The sequence below is a fragment of the Sphaerisporangium sp. NPDC005288 genome, from assembly GCF_040607475.1.
GTDB lineage: Bacteria > Actinomycetota > Actinomycetes > Streptosporangiales > Streptosporangiaceae > Sphaerisporangium > Sphaerisporangium rhizosphaerae.
In genome coordinates this window covers 68,485-82,418 of sequence record NZ_JBEXGT010000004.1, presented here as the reverse complement: position 1 = coordinate 82,418, position 13,934 = coordinate 68,485, and the positions used below count along the sequence as shown (strand labels likewise).

Sequence of the window (13,934 nt, the reverse complement as noted above, 5' to 3'; positions counted from 1 at the left end):
CGAATAGGAAACTGCACCGAGAGATAGGAGCAGGCGTGACGGCGACCGGGCCGAATTATGACGACCTGACCGCACGGGCCCGCATCCGAGAGGCGGCGCTGCGCCAGTTCGGAGAGCACGGGCTCGAACGGGCGACGATCCGGGGGATCGCCGCCGACGCGGGCGTGTCCCCGGGGCTGGTGCGCCACCACTACGGCTCCAAACAAGGGCTGCGCGAGGCGTGTGACGACCACCTGGTCAAGATGGTCCGCCGGCTCAACGACCTGGCCAAGGACGACGTCTCCCGCGGCCAGATGGACAGCGTGGCCGCCTCCCGCGCCGCGTTGAAGCCCTACCAGCGCTACATGGCCCGAGCCCTGTCCGAGGGGGCCGCCGCGGCGCTGTTCGACGAGATGGTCCGCCTGTCGGAGGAATGGCTCGCCGAGCTCGACGCCAGACGGCCCGACCCTCCCAAGGTCGACCGCAAGGTCCGGGCCACGCTCGGCACCGCGATGGCGCTGGCGATCCCCGTCCTCTACGAGCACGTCTCCCGGGGGATGGGCGTGGACATGTTCAGCCCGGAAGGCGACCGGCTGCTCTCCCTGGCCATGGTCGACATCTATTCGCACCCCCTGATCAGCCCGGAGGAGGCCGCCGTCTACAACGACGCCCTCGACCGCACTCCCCTCCGGGCCACCCCAGCCGAGCGCGAAGGCGCGCCCGGCCGAGATGAGGAGCACCACGATGACTGACGCCATCTCGGCGTCCGGGCTCGTCAAGACCTTAGGGCCGACGCGGGCGCTGGACGGCCTCGACCTCACCGTCCGCACCGGTGAGGTGCACGGCTTCCTCGGGCCGAACGGCGCGGGGAAGAGCACCACGCTCCGCGTCCTGCTCGGTATGATGCGCGCGGACGCGGGCACCGCGCTGCTGCTCGGGGGCGACCCGTGGGCCGAGGCGACCGAGTTGCACCGCAGGCTGGCCTACGTGCCGGGGGACGTCACGCTGTGGCCCCAGCTGTCCGGCGGCGAGGTCATCGACCTGCTCGGCCGCATGCGCGGCGGGCTGAACAAGCAGCGCCGGGCCGAGCTGCTGGAGCGCTTCGACCTAGATCCCCGCAAGAAGGGGCGCGCCTACTCCAAGGGCAACCGGCAGAAGGTCGCCCTGGTCGCCGCGCTGGCCTCCGACGTGGAGCTGCTGCTGCTCGACGAGCCGACCTCCGGGCTCGACCCGCTGATGGAGGAGGTGTTCCGGGACGCCATCCGCGAGGAGAAGCGCCGGGGCGACCGCACCGTGCTGCTGTCCAGCCACATCCTGGCCGAGGTCGAGGCGCTGTGCGACCGGCTCACCATCATCCGCGACGGCCGCGCCGTCGAGACCGGGACGCTGGACGAGCTGCGCCACCTCACCCGCACCACCATCGACGCCGAGCTGACCGCCCCGGCCGACGGGCTGGCCGCCCTGCCCGGCGTGCACGACCTGCGCGCCGGCGAGGGCCGGGTGCGCTTCGACGTCGAGGCCGCCGCCCTCGAGCCGGTCCTGCGCGAGCTGGCCGCCGCCGGGGTTCGAAGCCTCGTCAGCCGCCCCCCGACGCTGGAGGAGCTGTTCCTGCGGCACTACGACAGGTCCGGCGCGGCGGCGGCCGAGGAGAAGGTGTCGCGATGAGAGAGCTGACGGGCGTGGGCGGGCTGATCCGCCTCATCCTGCGCCGCGACCGGGTGCTCACCCCGCTGTGGGTGCTGTTCGTCGGCCTGGTGCCGGTCTCCTACGTGGCCGCCATCGACGGCCTGTTCCCGACGGAGGCCGGGCGGCGGGCGTACGCGGCGGCCAGCGGGCACAACGGCGGGTTCGTCGCCCTGTACGGCCCGCTGCACGGTTCGAGCCTCGGCGAGCTCGTCGCCTGGCGGGCGGGCTTCATTCCCATCGTGATCGGGCTGTTCAGCATCCTGACCGTCATCCGGCACACCCGCACCGAGGAGGAGGCCGGCCGCCGCGAGCTGCTCGGCTCGACCGTGATGGGCCGGCACGCGGGACTGGCCGCCGCACTGGCCGTCACCATGGCCGCCGACCTGGTCCTCGGCGCGATCCTCGCGGGCGGCCTGGTCGGCCAGGGCCTGCCCGCCACCGGGTCGTGGGCGCTCGGACTGGGCTTCGCCGCCTGCGGGTGGGTCTACGCCGCGGTCGCCGCCGTGGCCGCGCAGCTGACCGGCGGCGCCGGCGGCGCGCGGGGCATCGCCATCGGCCTGCTCGGCGCCACCTTCGTCCTGCGTGTCACCGGCGACCTGAGCGGCCTGTCCAGCGACGGCACGCTCACGTGGGCCTCCTGGCTGTCGCCGATCGGCTGGGCGCACCGCGTGCGCCCGTACGCAGGCGAAGCCTGGTGGCCTCTGGCCTTGGCGGCCGGCGTCGCCGCGCTGCTGGTCGCCGTGGCCGTCGCGCTGTCGGCGCGGCGCGACATCGGCGCCGGCCTGCTGCCCCAGCGCCTCGGCCCCGCCTCGGCGGGGGCGGGCCTGCGCTCGCCGCTCGGCCTGGCCTGGCGTCTGCACCGCTCCCTGCTGGCCGGCTGGACCGCGGGGTTCCTCGCGCTCGGCGTCGTGCTCGGCTACCTGGCCGAGGGCATCGGCGACCTGGTGCGGGACGCCCCCGCGATGAGCGACATCATGATCCGCATCGGCGGGGTCCGCGGGCTGGTCGACAGCTACTTCTCCGGCCTGGTGGCACTGTTCGGGCTGCTCGCCGCCGGGTACGCCATCCAGGCCACGCTCAGGGCGCGCGAGGAGGAGTCCTCCGGGCGGGCAGAGCCGGTGCTGGGCACCGCCGTGGGCCGGGTGCGGTGGGCCGCCGGCCATCTGGCCTTCTCGCTGCTCGGCCCGGCCGTGGCGCTGGCCGCCGCCGGGCTGGCCATGGGGCTGACCCACGGGCTCAACACCGGCGACGTCGGCCGCGAGCTGCCCCGGGTGCTGGGGGCCGCCATGGTGCAGCTCCCGGCGGTGTGGGTCCTCGGCGCGGTCGCGGTGCTGCTGTTCGGCCTGCTGCCCCGCCTCGCGGCGGTCAGCTGGGGAGCGCTGGCGATCTGCCTGCTGATCGGGCTGGTCGGCCCGGCCCTGCGGGTGGACAAACGACTGCTGGAGGTCTCGCCGTTCACCCACCTGCCGCGGCTTCCCGGGGGCCCGATGAACGTGACGCCGCTGCTGTGGCTCGCCGTCGTGGCAGCGGTGCTGGCCGGGGCCGGCCTCGCCGCCCTGCGCCGCCGCGACATCCCCGCCGCCTGAGCGCACAGAGAGGGCCGGCCCGCGACGGCTCCGGCCCTCTCGCCGTCGGTCACGCCTGGGCGGCGTCCTGGTCGCCTCCGGCGCCGGCGCCGACCGGTTCACGGACGGCGGGGACGCGGACCGTGAGCGCGTCCGGCGCGATGGAAGCCTTCAGCTCGGTGACCTCCTCACGGTCGCCGCCGTCCAGCTCGTACATCAGCGGGGCGCCGAAGGTGGCGGTGACCTTCCTGGCCCGGGTGATGCGGACGAAGGGCGACTCGTCGGAGCGGCCGGCGGTCATCTGGCCGAGCACCCGCGCCCACTGGATCGGCCCCTTGGCGGTGGAGACGCCCACCTCCAGCCATCCGTCGTCGGGACGGGCGTCGTCGAACGCCTCGATGCCGCCGGTGATCGTGCCGACGTTGCCGAGCAGCAGGCAGCTCGCGTCGCCCTCGAACCACGTCGTGCCGTCGATCTTGATGGTCATCGGCACCAGCGGCCCGCCGACGTGCCGCACGGCGGCGCTGATGTAGGCCAGGCGGCCGAGCCGGCCCTTGGCGTCCCGGTCGGAGTCGGCCATGATCTTGGCCTCGAACCCGGCGCCCGCCATGACCGCGAAGTGCTCACCGTTGAGCACGCCGAGGTCCAGCTTCCGGTGCTCGCCGTGGAAGCCGATGCGCACGGCCTCCTCCAGGTCGATCGGGATGCCCATCTCGGTGGCGAACAGATTGCCCGTCCCGGCGGGCAGGATCGCCATCGGCACCTCCGACCCGGCCATCACGTCGGCGCAGCGCTGCACCATGCCGTCGCCGCCCCACACGAACACCAGATCGGCCCCTTCCTTCAGGGCCTTGCGCACCTTCTTGGGCGCCTTCTTGCTCTTGGGCACCTCGTACCAGAGCAACTCGCCGACGTCCTGCTCGGTGATGAGCACGCGGAGCCGGTCCAGGCCCGCACCGAGCGTCTTCTTCCGATGAGCGATGACCGCGACCGTTGGAGACATGGTTTCCGACTACCCACCAGGGGCGGCTTATGCCCGCCGGACACCCGGGAGGGGAGCCGGTACGGGCCGGGGTTCCCTGGTGCACACCGGTGGGCGGCTCTACGGCCGCCCACCGGCGTCACGACCCGGTCAGCTGCAGCCGCTGGTGCTGCCGCAGCCCTCGCAGACGTAGCAGCTTCCGGCCGGGCGCATGTTGGTGCCGCAGGTGAGGCACAGCGGCGCGTCCGCCGTGCGGCCCTGGTGGCTTTCGAGCGCCGCCGTGCCGTTGGCCCGGCTCGCCGGAGCCACGGGCGCCTGCGCCGCCTCGGCCACCGGCCCGGCGGCCTCCGGCCTGTCCTCGATCGGCGCCGACTGCGCGAGCGCGGCGGTGTCGATGATGACCTCCTGGACCGCGGCCGGGTCCTCGCCGCGCTGCTGCGCCGCGCGCTCGGCCGCCGAGAACACCCCGAGGGCCGCCCGCTCCTCGTAGGGCAGGTGGTCCAGCGCCAGGCGGCGGAAGATGTAGTCGACCACCGAGGCGGCCATGCGCACGTCCGGGTCGTCGGTCATGCCCGCCGGCTCGAAGCGCATGTTGATGAACTTGCTGACATAGGTGTCCAGCGGGACCCCGTACTGCAGGCCCACCGAGATCGCCACCGAGAAGGCGTCCATGACGCCCGCGAGGGTCGAGCCCTGCTTGGACATCTTCAGGAAGACCTCGCCGAGGCCGTCGTCGGGGTAGGACGAGGCGGTCATGTAGCCCTTGGCGCCGCCGACCGTGAAGCGGGTGGTGCTGCTCGGCCGCTGGTTGGGCAGACGGCGGCGCTTGGGCTTGGGCACCTCGATGATCTGCACGACCGGCTCGGCGGCCTTCTCGGTGACCTTCTCGTCGGCCTTCTTGGCGATCGACAGCGGCTGGCCGACCTTGCAGTTGTCCCGGTAGACCGCCAGGGCCTTCAGGCCGAGCCTCCAGCCCTCCAGGTAGACCTGCTCGATGTCCTCGACCGTGGCCGACTCGGGCAGGTTGACGGTCTTGGAGATCGCGCCCGACAGGAACGGCTGGGTGGCCGCCATCATGCGGACGTGCCCCATGGGGGCGATGGCCCGCTCGCCCATGGCGCAGTCGAACACCTCGTAGTGCTCGGGCTTGAGCCCGGGGGCGTCCATGACGTGGCCGTGCTCGGCGATGTACTCGACGATGGCCTCGGCCTGCTCGGGCTGGTAGCCGAGCTGCTTGAGCGCGCGCGGGATGGTCTGGTTGACGATCTGCATCGAGCCGCCGCCGACGAGCTTCTTGAACTTCACCAGCGCCAGGTCCGGCTCGATGCCGGTGGTGTCGCAGTCCATCATCAGGCCGATGGTGCCGGTCGGGGCGAGCAGCGACGCCTGGGCGTTGCGGTAGCCGTTCTTCTCGCCCAGGCGCAGGCACTCCTGCCACTGCTTGGTCGCCTCGGCGAGGATCGGCCGGTCGAGGACGTCCATGGCGCGCAGCGCGTCGCTCGCGGCGGCGTGCTTGCGCATGACCCGCTTGTGCGGCTCGGCGTTGCGCTGGTAGCCGTCGTAGGGGCCGACGATCGCGGCCAGCTCGGCGCTGCGGCGGTAGGACGCGCCGGTCATCAGGCTGGTGATGGCCCCGGCGACCGCCCGGCCGCCCTCGGAGTCGTAGGCGTGGCCGGTGGCCATCAGCAGCGCGCCGAGGTTGGCGTAGCCGATGCCGAGCTGGCGGTAGGCCCGCGTGGTCTCGGCGATCTTCTCGGTCGGGAAGTCGGCGAAGGTGATCGAGATGTCCATCGCCGTGATGATCAGCTCGGTCAGCTTGACGAACCGGTCGACGTCGAAGGTGTCGTCCTCGCGCAGGAACTTCAGCAGGTTGATGCTGGCCAGGTTGCACGAGGAGTTGTCCAGGTGGACGTACTCCGAGCAGGGGTTGGAGGCGGTGATGCGGCCGGTCTCGGGACAGGTGTGCCAGTCGTTGATGGTGTCGTCGTACTGCACGCCCGGGTCGGCGCACTCCCAGGCGGCCTGGGCCATCTTGCGGAACAGCCCCTTGGCGTCGATCTCCTCGATGACCTCGCCGCTCAGCCGGGCCCGCAGCCCGAACCGGCCGCCCGCCTCGACGGAGCGCATGAACTCGTCGGAGACCCGGACGGAGTTGTTGGCGTTCTGGTACTGGACCGAGACGATGTCCTTGCCGCCGAGGTCCATGTCGAAGCCGGCGTCGCGCAGCGCGCGGATCTTGTCCTCCTCGCGCGCCTTGGTCTCGATGAACTCCTCGATGTCGGGGTGGTCGACGTCCAGCACGACCATCTTGGCCGCCCGGCGGGTCGCGCCGCCGGACTTGATGGTGCCCGCCGAGGCGTCGGCGCCGCGCATGAACGACACCGGGCCGCTGGCCGTGCCGCCGCTGGACAGCAGCTCCTTGCTGGAGCGGATGCGGGAGAGGTTGACCCCCGAGCCGGACCCGCCCTTGAAGATCACCCCCTCCTCCTTGTACCACTCCAGGATCGACTCCATCTGGTCGTCGACCGACAGGATGAAACAAGCCGACACCTGCTGCGGAGAGGCGGTGCCGACGTTGAACCAGACAGGGGAGTTGAAGCTGAACACCTGGTGGATCAGGGCGTGCTTGAGCTCGTGGTCGAAGATCTCGGCGTCCTCGTCGGAGGCGAAGTAGCCGTTCTCGCGGCCGGTGCGGGTGTAGACCCCGACGACGCGGTCGACGAGCTGCCGCAGGCTCGTCTCGCGCTGCGGGGTGCCGACGGCGCCGCGGAAGTACTTGGTGGTGACGATGTTGGCCGCGTTGACCGACCAGGAGTCGGGGAACTCGACGCCCCGCTGCTCGAAGTTGATCGAGCCGTCCCGCCAGTTGGTCATGACGACGTCGCGGCGCTCCCAGCGCACCTGGTCGTACGGATGCACGCCGGGAGTGGTGTAGACGCGCTTGATCTTCAGGCCCTTGTGGGGCCGCTTGCCCCCGCGCCCCACTGAGCCGCTCACCGTCTCCGTCATGCTCTCCCCCTTCCGGGGCTCCGAGGAGCCCTCGTCTTGGAAACACATCGTCACGCCGCTGGCATCCCCCGGCGCCGGGGCAACATCTGGTCGTCGGGCCCCGCCGGGCCCGCGGTGGGCGATCAGCCTTCTCTGGCGGCTCGCGCCGACCTGAGCTGCTGGATCTCCTCTTCGAAGTCGGCGAGCGTCTCGAAGCCCCGGTAGACCGAGGCGAAACGCAGGTAGGCCACCTCGTCCAGCTCGCGCAGCGGCCCGAGGATCGCCAGCCCGACCTGGTGGGCGGGGATCTCGGCGGAGCCGGTGGCCCGGATGCTCTCTTCGACGCGCTGGCCGAGCTGCGCCAGCGAGTCCTCGCTGACGGGCCGCCCCTGGCAGGCCCGGCGGACGCCGGCGATCACCTTGTCCCGCGAGAAGGGCTCGGTCACGCCGCTGCGTTTGCCCACCATCAGCAACACCGTCTCCTGCGTGGTGAACCGGCGCCCGCACTCAGGGCAGGTGCGCCGCCGGCGGATCGCCGCGCCGTCCTCGGTGGAACGGCTGTCGATGACCCTGGTGTCCGGATGACGACAGAATGGACAATGCATGTCGCCTCCTTTTCTCGGCCCCCACCGGTCACAGGAGCACCGCCCCCGAAATCGCGGGAGCCCGGGACGCGCGTCCCGGTAAAAGCCGCCCTATGTTTGCGCATTCGCGGGACGCGCGAGAGGCCTTCGCGCGCGCATGCGAATAAGCTCGCGCACGCACTGCGGCCTGCCTTCAGCGCGCCGACGGAAACACAACCTATGGTGAACCACATCGGTGTAACTACTAGATGTTGTGGTCCAACCGTAGGAGTGACGCACCATGAACGCAAGTCGGAACCGCCGGTGCGCCGCGATCGGGCCCGCCATCAGGGCGAACGGCGGTGGAACCGGCGTGTCGCGGGGCGCGCCCCCTCGTCCGCAACCAGGGCATCAGCGGTCACCCTGGCACCGCCGCCACGGTTGATCGACTTCGGCGCCCCTCCGGCATAAGATCGCGTGAGTCGAACACGATATCGATCGAACTCCCGTACGATGTCGTTCACCGGACGGTTCACCGAATGGGCGACTCTCGAACAACTGTTTGATGACGATCTTGAACAGGGTTATTGTCGCTGTGTGCGACACGAGCAATACGGATGGGGAGCCGGCCGGGCGGTTTGGCGTCAGAGGGCGTCCTTGGGGCGTCCGGCGAGGAGGACATTGTGAGCGAGCAGCAAGAGATCGGCACGGTCGTCAGCGATCTGGCGGTGCGCAGGCGTGACTCCCTTGGTCTCACCCCGCGGCAACGCAAGATCCTCGAGGTGATCCGTGACTCGGTCCAGCAGCGCGGGTATCCGCCGTCCATGCGCGAGATCGGCGAGGCCGTCCAGCTCACCAGCACCTCCAGTGTGTCCCACCAGTTGACCGCACTGCAGCGCAAGGGCTATCTCCGCCGTGACCCGCACCGTCCCCGCGCACTGGAGGTCCGCCTGCCCGGCGAGCCGGCGCTGTGGGTCGACCCCGTCGCGCCCGGCGAGGACGAACAGCTCGTGACCCGCCCGACGGCCGCGTTCGTCCCCCTGGTCGGCCGCATCGCCGCCGGTGGCCCCATCCTTGCCGAAGAGCGGGTCGAGGACGTCTTCGCCCTGCCCAAGCAGCTCGTCGGCGAGGGCACGCTGTTCCTGCTCCAGGTCGCCGGAGACTCGATGATCGACGTCGCCATCGCCGACGGCGACTGGGTGGTCGTGCGCCAGCAGCCGGTGGCCGACAACGGCGACATCGTCGCCGCCATGATCGACGGCGAGGCCACGGTGAAGACCTTCAAGCGCAAGGACGGCCACGTCTGGCTGGTGCCGCACAACGCCAACTACGACCCCATCCCCGGTGACGAGGCGACCGTCCTGGGCAAGGTCGTCGCGGTCCTGCGCAAGCTCTGACCGCCGCCCCCGCCTCTCGCGATTCCCCGTCCACGCCCGAGCGCTCACCTCTTCCGGTGAGCGCTCAGGCGTTTCGCATGCCGGCCCGGCCGGTGCACGCCCGGCGGGTCAGGGAACGATGTTGACGAGCTTGGGCGCCCGCACGATCACCTTGCGCGGCGCGCCGTCGAGGTAGGCCCGCACCTTCTCCGAGGCGAGCGCCAGCTCCTGCAGATCGGCCTCGGAGATCGTCGGCGCGACCTCCAGGCGGTCTCTGACCTTGCCCGCGACCTGCACGACGCAGGTGACCGACTCGCGCACCAGCAGGGCGGGGTCGGCGACCGGCCAGCCGCCGCGGACGATCGTCGGGCCGTGGCCCAGCCGCTCCCAGCCCTCCTCGGCCACGTACGGCGTGACCAGCGACAGCATGACGGCCAGCGCCTCTGCGGCCTCCCGCACGGCGGGGTCGGCCGCGCCGGGGCCCGCGTCGATGGCCCGGCGCGCGGCGGTGGTCAGTTCCATCATGCGGGCGATGGCCACGTTGAAGTGGTAGGACTCGATCAGCCGGGTGACCTCGTCGATGGCGCGGTGGGTGACCTTGCGCAGCTCCAGGTCGCCGGCGGCGGGGTCCACGCCCGGCGCGGAGGCCGCGCCGGCCTCGGCCATGACGCGGAACGCCCGGGCCAGGAACTTCTGCGAGGCGCCCGGCGAGACGGCCGCCCAGTCGATGTCGTCCTCCGGGGGACCGGCGAACAGCATCGTCAGACGGACCGCGTCCACGCCGAAGTTGTCGATCTGCTCGCCCAGGTCGACGCCGTTGCCCAGGGACTTGGACATGCCCTTGCCCTGGTTGATGACCTCGCCCTGGTTCAGCAGGCGCACGAACGGCTCGGTGAAGTCGACCATGCCCATGTCGTGCAGGACCTTGGTGAAGAACCGGGAGTACAGCAGGTGCAGCACGGCGTGCTCGGAGCCGCCGACGTACTGGTCGATCGGCCCCCAGCGGCGCACCTGCTCGACGTCGAACGGCCCGTCCTCGTAGTGCGGCGAGCAGTAGCGCAGGTAGTACCAGGAGGAGTCGACGAAGGTGTCCATCGTGTCGGTGTCGCGCTGGGCGGGGCCGCCGCACTTGGGGCACTCGACGTTGACCCACTCGGTGGCGCTCGCCAGCGGCGAGACCCCCTTGGGGGCCAGCGCCTCGCCGCGCAGGTCGGGCAGCGTGACCGGCAGCTGCTCGTCCGGGACGGGCACCTCGCCGCAGTCGGGGCAGTGGATGATCGGGATCGGCGTGCCCCAGAAGCGCTGGCGCGACAGCAGCCAGTCGCGCAGGCGATAGTTCACCGCCGCGCGCCCGGCGTCGCGCTCGTCCAGCACCTCGATGATGCGGGCGATGGCCTCGGTCTTGGACAGGCCGTCCAGCGGCCCGGAGTTGACCAGCGTGCCCTCGCCGGGGGTGGCCACGCCGGTCTCCCCGGGGTCGGCCAGGCCGGTGTGCACGACGACCCGCACGGGCAGGTCGAACTTCAGCGCGAAGTCCAGGTCGCGCTGGTCGTGGGCGGGCACCGCCATGATCGCGCCGTGGCCGTAGCCGGACAGCACGTAGTCGGCGGCCCACACCGGCAGGCGCTCGCCGTTGACGGGGTTGACGGCGTAGCGGCCCAGGAAGACGCCGGTCTTCTCCTTGTCGGTGGCCAGGCGCTCGATGTCGGTCAGCTTGGCGACCTGGGAGCGGTAGGCCGTGAGCTCCGGCAGCCGCTCGGGGTCGCACAGTTCCTCGGCCAGCGGCGCGTCGGCGGCGACCACGAAGAACGTCGCGCCGTACAGGGTGTCGGGACGGGTGGTGTAGACCGTGACCGGCTCGTCGCGGCCCTCGATGGCGAACCGGACGTCGGCGCCCTCGGAGCGGCCGATCCAGTTGCGCTGCATGGTCAGGATGCGCTCGGGCCAGCCGCCCAGCTGGTCCATGTCCTGCAGCAGCCGGTCGGCGTACTCGGTGATCTTGAAGTACCACTGGGTCAGCTCGCGGCGCACGACGTCGGCCCCGCACCGCTCACAGCGCCCGGCGACGACCTGCTCGTTCGCCAGCACCGTCTGGTCCTGGGGGCACCAGTTGACCAGGCCGCCCTTGCGGTAGGCCAGGCCGCGCTCGAAGAAGCGGTTGAACAGCCACTGGTTCCAGCGGTAGTACTCGGGGTCGCTGGTGTGCAGGCGCCGGGACCAGTCGAAGGAGATGCCGTACCTCTTGAACGAGGTGGCCTGGGTCTCGATGTTGGCGTAGGTCCACTCGGCGGGGTGGGCGTTGCGCTTGATCGCGGCGTTCTCGGCCGGCAGGCCGAAGGAGTCCCAACCGATGGGGTGCAGCACGTTGTCGCCGCGCTGGAGCCAGTAGCGCGCGACGACGTCGGCGATGGCGAAGACCTCGCCGTGCCCCATGTGGAGGTCGCCGGAGGGGTAGGGGAACATGTCGAGCAGGTACTTGCGCGGACGCACGTCGTCGGCGTCCTCGTTCGCGCGGAAGGCGTCCAGTTCCTCCCACCGGGCCTGCCACTTCTCCTGCAGCGCCTGCGGATCGTACTGCTCGTCACTCACGGCCATGTCCCTCGGATCGACTCAGCGCGGATGGCTGGACCAAAAAGAAACCCCTCGTGGGCACGAGGGGCAGCCGCGTCGACCGGTGTCTCAGCTCGGTCGGCGCGGCCCGCTAAGAAGCAGGGTCCTGCCACGCATAGCTCAAGGGTAGCGCAGCGGGCAATCGGTCTTCATGGCCTTCCGGCGGCACCCCTGATAACCCCGGGAAAACGGGCAGGCGGCGGACCAAAGGTGATAGATCCGTTGTGACCTCATATGTCCCTTTAGTTTACCCTTTTCGCGTGGCGAACTCGTATGAACCGGCACGTGGCCCCAATGTCGCGGAAGAGAGCCTGCCGATGCAGGACCCTCCGACCGACCCGACAGGCCTGCAGTTCAGGGGAGCTTTCTCGGATTCTCCTGCGGAGACCCCCGCTCCGCATGAGATCATGCCGAGCACCCCCAATCCGGGCATGATGTCGGGAGGTTCGCCAGCAATGGCTCCTGAGCAGTCCAGCCGGTCCACGCGACCCCCAGCGTGGCCGGAGATGCCGCCTCCTCCCCCTCCCCCATCGCCCTCGGTGTTCGACCCGGCGCCCTACGGCGGCCGCGCCGCCGACCCCCTCTCGCCCGGAGAGGGGCATCAGTACGGCGCCCCCGCCCCTCGCGACACCGCCACGCAGACGGCCTTCCCGCCTCCGCCGCCGCTCGCCGACCCGCCGTTCTCCCCCCAGCCCACCGGGCCCCAGCAGTACAACCCCCAGTCCACCGGACCGCAGTACACCTCTCAGCCCACGGGGCCGCAGCAGTACACCCCGCAGCCCGGCGCGCCGCAGCAGTACACTTCCCAGCCGACCGGGCCGCAGTACACCCCCCAGCCGACCGGGCCGCAGTACACCCCCCAGCCGACCGGGCCGCAGTACACCCCCCAGCCCACCGGGCCGCAGTACACCCCGCAGCCGACCGGGCCCCTGCCGCACGGCCCCTCGACCGGCCCGCAGCAGCCGCACACCCCGCACCCCGGCTCCGCTTCCGGGCCTCAGCGGCAGGCGGCCGCCGGTCCGCAGGCCTACGCCCCCGCCGGCGACCAGCGGTACACGCCTTCGCCCACCGGCCCGCAGGGGTACGCCCCCTCGCCGTCCGGTCCCCAGCAGGCGCCCGGCCGCCAGGCCCCGCCCGTGACCGGCCCGCTCCAGGCGCCGACGGGCGCGTACGTCCCGGCCGGCACCGAGACCACCATGCGGGTGCCCGGCCCGGCCGCGCCCGAGGCCCCGCCGGGACGTCGTCACGCCGCCCCGGACGACCCCGCCGACCCCTACAAGCCGTTCGTCACCGCCGGGCAGATCAGCGGGCCCAAGACCCCTCCCCCAGAGCGCCAGCAGGAGCTGTGGAACACCGTCTTCGGCGAGAACTACGACGCGATGGGCGAGGAGGGCGACGACGAGGCCGGCAACGGCAGGCGCGTATGGCTGCCGGCGCTGGTCGCCTCGGTCCTGGTCGCCCTGGTGGCGGCCCTGCTGTGGGCGTTCCTGGTGGGCCCGCTGAGCGGCTCGGGCGGGAACGGCTCCACCGCCTCCGGCGATCCCTCCCCCAAGAGCACGGCCAAGGCCTCCACCTCCGGCAAGGGGGGCACCGGCACCACCAAGCCGCAGTCGATCGGCCGGCTGCCCAGGTACCGCGGCCAGGCCTCGCCCCGCGCGGGCATCCTCACCGACAAGGCCGCCGGCCTCAGCGTCGTGCGCCTCGGCGGGCCGTGGCGGCTGGATCTTCGCTCCCAGCACGTCCAGGAGACCTACGGCTATACCACGCGCCAGTACGTCGCCGCGGGCACGGACCCGGCGGGCAAGCCGCAGTTCGCGCACGTCATGACGGGGCGGCTTCCCGCGGCCCTGGCCTCGAAGTACGACGCGGCCAAGCCGGACGACCTGGCCCCGGTGATCAGTTCGGTGGCCTTCGCCGCGCGCAACAAGTTCTTCCCGGCGGGCAACAAGATCGTCAAGACCGCCGAGCAGAAGGTCGCCGCCGGCGGGCACCCCGCGCGCCTGGCCGCCTACCAGGTCATGGCGGGCGACGCCAAGACGACGCTGGTCGTCGCCGCGGTGAGCACGGGGACCGATCTGCCGGTGATCGTCTACATGGCGGTGCCGGACGGCAAGAAGGCACTGCTGCCCGACGTCAACACCGTGTTCTCCTCGATCAGGCCGGCCTCCTGACGGCGAAGCCGGGC

General features: G+C 71.6%; 9 protein-coding genes. 5 read left to right on the top strand and 4 right to left on the bottom strand.

The features are described from left to right. Nucleotides 1-35: 35 nt before the first annotated feature. The 3 genes from ABZU32_RS05515 to ABZU32_RS05505 are packed head-to-tail and all read left to right on the top strand — an operon-like array spanning nucleotide 36 to nucleotide 3,251. The gene (locus tag ABZU32_RS05515) at nucleotides 36-731 is read left to right on the top strand and encodes a helix-turn-helix domain-containing protein (RefSeq protein ID WP_354917521.1); all 696 of its coding nucleotides are present in this window, start codon (nucleotides 36-38) and stop codon (nucleotides 729-731) included. Then, on the top strand, nucleotides 724-1,644 hold the full coding sequence (locus tag ABZU32_RS05510; protein ID WP_354917518.1) for an ABC transporter ATP-binding protein: 921 nt from the start codon (nucleotides 724-726) through the stop codon (nucleotides 1,642-1,644). The genes ABZU32_RS05515 and ABZU32_RS05510 overlap by 8 nt, the downstream gene beginning before the upstream one ends. Beyond that, nucleotides 1,641-3,251, top strand: coding sequence for an ABC transporter permease (locus tag ABZU32_RS05505; protein ID WP_354917515.1), 1,611 nt, complete (start codon nucleotides 1,641-1,643; stop codon nucleotides 3,249-3,251). The genes ABZU32_RS05510 and ABZU32_RS05505 overlap by 4 nt, the downstream gene beginning before the upstream one ends. Before the next feature lie 49 nt (nucleotides 3,252-3,300). On the opposite strand, the gene ABZU32_RS05500 is transcribed toward ABZU32_RS05505, so the two are convergent. The 3 genes from ABZU32_RS05500 to nrdR form a co-directional block, all read right to left on the bottom strand. Further along, a complete protein-coding gene (locus ABZU32_RS05500) occupies nucleotides 3,301-4,233 on the bottom strand; it encodes a diacylglycerol kinase family protein (RefSeq protein ID WP_354917512.1) in 933 nt (310 codons plus the stop codon). Between the two features lie 129 nt (nucleotides 4,234-4,362). Continuing rightward, the gene (locus ABZU32_RS05495; protein ID WP_354917509.1) at nucleotides 4,363-7,221 is read right to left on the bottom strand and encodes a vitamin B12-dependent ribonucleotide reductase; all 2,859 of its coding nucleotides are present in this window, start codon (nucleotides 7,219-7,221) and stop codon (nucleotides 4,363-4,365) included. Between the two features lie 122 nt (nucleotides 7,222-7,343). Then, nucleotides 7,344-7,805: a transcriptional regulator NrdR gene (nrdR, locus tag ABZU32_RS05490; RefSeq protein ID WP_354849823.1), complete on the bottom strand. Its 462-nt coding sequence runs from the start codon at nucleotides 7,803-7,805 to the stop codon at nucleotides 7,344-7,346. 638 nt (nucleotides 7,806-8,443) lie between these two features. Here nrdR and lexA point away from each other — a divergent pair. Next, nucleotides 8,444-9,160, top strand: coding sequence for a transcriptional repressor LexA (gene lexA / locus ABZU32_RS05485; protein ID WP_354850023.1), 717 nt, complete (start codon nucleotides 8,444-8,446; stop codon nucleotides 9,158-9,160). Between the two features lie 108 nt (nucleotides 9,161-9,268). Here lexA and leuS read toward each other — a convergent pair whose 3' ends face one another. After that, the gene (gene leuS / locus ABZU32_RS05480) at nucleotides 9,269-11,734 is read right to left on the bottom strand and encodes a leucine--tRNA ligase (RefSeq protein ID WP_354917506.1); all 2,466 of its coding nucleotides are present in this window, start codon (nucleotides 11,732-11,734) and stop codon (nucleotides 9,269-9,271) included. A gap of 521 nt (nucleotides 11,735-12,255) precedes the next feature. On the opposite strand from leuS, the gene ABZU32_RS05475 reads away from it, so the two are divergent. Further along, nucleotides 12,256-13,920 (top strand): hypothetical protein, encoded by a 1,665-nt coding sequence (locus ABZU32_RS05475; RefSeq protein WP_354917503.1) that lies wholly within the window; start codon nucleotides 12,256-12,258, stop codon nucleotides 13,918-13,920. Nucleotides 13,921-13,934: the final 14 nt, after the last annotated feature.

Bases quoted from the DNA above. Each gene is read 5' to 3' on its own strand.
- ABZU32_RS05510 (WP_354917518.1), top strand. From the start codon at position 724: ATGACTGACGCCATCTCGGCGTCCGGGCTCGTCAAGACCTTAGGGCCG.
- ABZU32_RS05505 (WP_354917515.1), top strand. From the start codon at position 1,641: ATGAGAGAGCTGACGGGCGTGGGCGGGCTGATCCGCCTCATCCTGCGC.
- ABZU32_RS05500 (WP_354917512.1), bottom strand. From the start codon at position 4,233: ATGTCTCCAACGGTCGCGGTCATCGCTCATCGGAAGAAGACGCTCGGT.
- ABZU32_RS05495 (WP_354917509.1), bottom strand. From the start codon at position 7,221: ATGACGGAGACGGTGAGCGGCTCAGTGGGGCGCGGGGGCAAGCGGCCC.
- nrdR (WP_354849823.1), bottom strand. From the start codon at position 7,805: ATGCATTGTCCATTCTGTCGTCATCCGGACACCAGGGTCATCGACAGC.
- leuS (WP_354917506.1), bottom strand. From the start codon at position 11,734: ATGGCCGTGAGTGACGAGCAGTACGATCCGCAGGCGCTGCAGGAGAAG.
- ABZU32_RS05475 (WP_354917503.1), top strand. From the start codon at position 12,256: ATGCCGCCTCCTCCCCCTCCCCCATCGCCCTCGGTGTTCGACCCGGCG.